Here is a 2033-nt window from a genome sequence, read left to right as displayed (position 1 = left end):
CTGGCCGGAGAACTCGATGATGCGGGCCTGATCGCCGCAGTGCGCGCCAACTTCGAACAGCTGATCAGTTTGTGGCAGCGCACGCGCAACCGCCTGGAGCGTGCCGCATGAGCGCCACTGTCCGCTTGACCATGGCGCAGGCTTTAGTCCGCTACCTGTCCGTGCTGCGCACCGAGGATGGACAGCCCTTGTTCGGCGGCGCCTTCGCCATCTTTGGCCACGGCAACGTGGCGGGCCTGGGCGAGGCGCTGTACCAGTACCGGGAATCCTTTCCCACGTATCGCGCCCACAACGAGCAGGCGATGGCGCACTCGGCCATTGCCTATGCGAAAGCCCACATGCGCCGGCGCATGATGGCGGTGACCAGTTCCATCGGTCCCGGCGCCACGAATCTGCTGACGGCCGCCGCGCTGGCGCACGTCAACCGCCTGCCCGTGCTGCTGTTGCCCGGCGACGTCTTCGTCTCGCGCGCGCCGGACCCCGTCTTGCAGCAACTGGAAGACGCCAGCGACGGCAGCGTCTCGGTCAACGATGCTTTTAAACCTTTATCGCGCTATTTCGACCGCATCGTGTATCCGGAACAGCTACTGACGGCCTTGCCGCGCGCGATTGCCGCCTTGACGGACCCGGCCGCCTGCGGCCCCGTGACCTTGTCCCTGCCGCAAGACGTGCAGACGATGGCGTATGACTATCCGGCCGACTTTTTCGAACCGCGAGTCGTGCGTTTCCGCGCCGTGCCGCCCGTCGAGCTGGAACTGGAAGAGGCGGCAGCGTTGCTGAAAAACGCGAAACAGCCGCTGATCGTGGCCGGCGGCGGCGTGCTGTACGGCCAGGCCAGCGCCGCCTTGCAGGCGTTTGCCGAGCGGCACGGCATTCCCGTGGCGGAAACCCAGGCCGGCAAGAGCAGCTTGCCGTGGGACCACCCATTGCAGCTGGGCGCCATCGGCGTCACCGGTTCGCCTGCCGCGAATGCGCTGGCGGCGGACGCGGATGTGGTGCTGGCCGTCGGCACGCGCCTGCAGGATTTCACGACGGGGTCCAACTCCCTGTTTGCGCAGGCACAACTGCTCAGCCTGAACGTCAACAGCTTTGACGCGCTGAAACGCCGGGGCCTGGGCCTGCAGGCGGACGCGACCCTCGGGCTGCAAGGTTTGTCCCGCTATCTGGGCAGCTGTAACAGCGCGGGCCAGTGGCTGGACCGCGCGCAGCAGGCAGGGAATGCCTGGCGCGCCACCGTGGCGTCCATTACCGGCAAACGGGAGGTGGCCGGCTTGCCGTACGACGGCGAAGTCATCGGCGCCGTGCAGCGCTCTTCACTTGACTCCACCACCCGCGACATCGTCGTCTGCGCGGCCGGTACCTTGCCGGCCGAACTGCACAAGCTGTGGCGCACGGAAATGCCGGGCGGCTACCACATGGAATACGGCTACTCGTGCATGGGCTATGAAATCGCCGGCGGCCTCGGCGTCAAGATGGCCAAACCCGATGCCGAGGTGATCGTCATGGTGGGCGATGGCAGCTATCTGATGATGAATTCGGAAATCGCCACTTCCGTCATGCTAGACAAAAAACTCATCATCGTCGTGCTCGACAACCGCGGTTACGGCTGCATCAACCGCCTGCAGCAGGCGTGCGGCAATGCCTCGTTCAACAATATGTTGCCCGACAGCGCACCCCGCATCGACTTCGCCCTGCATGCGCAATCCTTGGGCGCCTTGAGCGAGCACGTGACCAGTATCGCAGAACTGGAGCAAGCCATGCTGCGCGCCCGCGAAGCTAGCCGCACGTATCTGATCTGCATCAATACGGACGACACGCGCACGACCGAGGAGGGTGGTTGCTGGTGGGAAGTGGCCGTGCCCGAGGTCTCCACGCAAGCCGGCGTGCAGCTTGCCCGTGCCCGTTATGAAAACGATCGCCTGAAACAAAGGAATTGAAATGACTACATGGAATGTGAAGATCGGCATCAACCCGATTTCGTGGATGAACGACGATTTGCCGAGCCTGGGCGGCGAGACGCCTTTGGAAACGGC

1 protein-coding gene and 1 pseudogene are annotated in these 2033 nt (G+C 64.4%); both read left to right on the top strand.

Translation table 11 applies throughout. From position 1 onward, the window contains the following. Window positions 1–107 precede the first annotated feature (107 nt). Window positions 108–1937 (top strand): 3D-(3,5/4)-trihydroxycyclohexane-1,2-dione acylhydrolase (decyclizing), encoded by a 1830-nt coding sequence (gene iolD, locus IGS61_RS27640; protein WP_230542492.1) that lies wholly within the window; start codon window positions 108–110, stop codon window positions 1935–1937. Between the two features lies 1 nt (window position 1938). Next, a pseudogene (locus IGS61_RS27635) lies at window positions 1939–2033 on the top strand (myo-inosose-2 dehydratase); the annotation flags it as partial.

It is taken from the genome of Janthinobacterium sp. FW305-129, from assembly GCF_020858115.1.
GTDB lineage: Bacteria > Pseudomonadota > Gammaproteobacteria > Burkholderiales > Burkholderiaceae_D > Janthinobacterium.
Note: the sequence above shows the minus strand (reverse complement) of the source record. Positions and strands in the feature narration are given on the sequence as shown.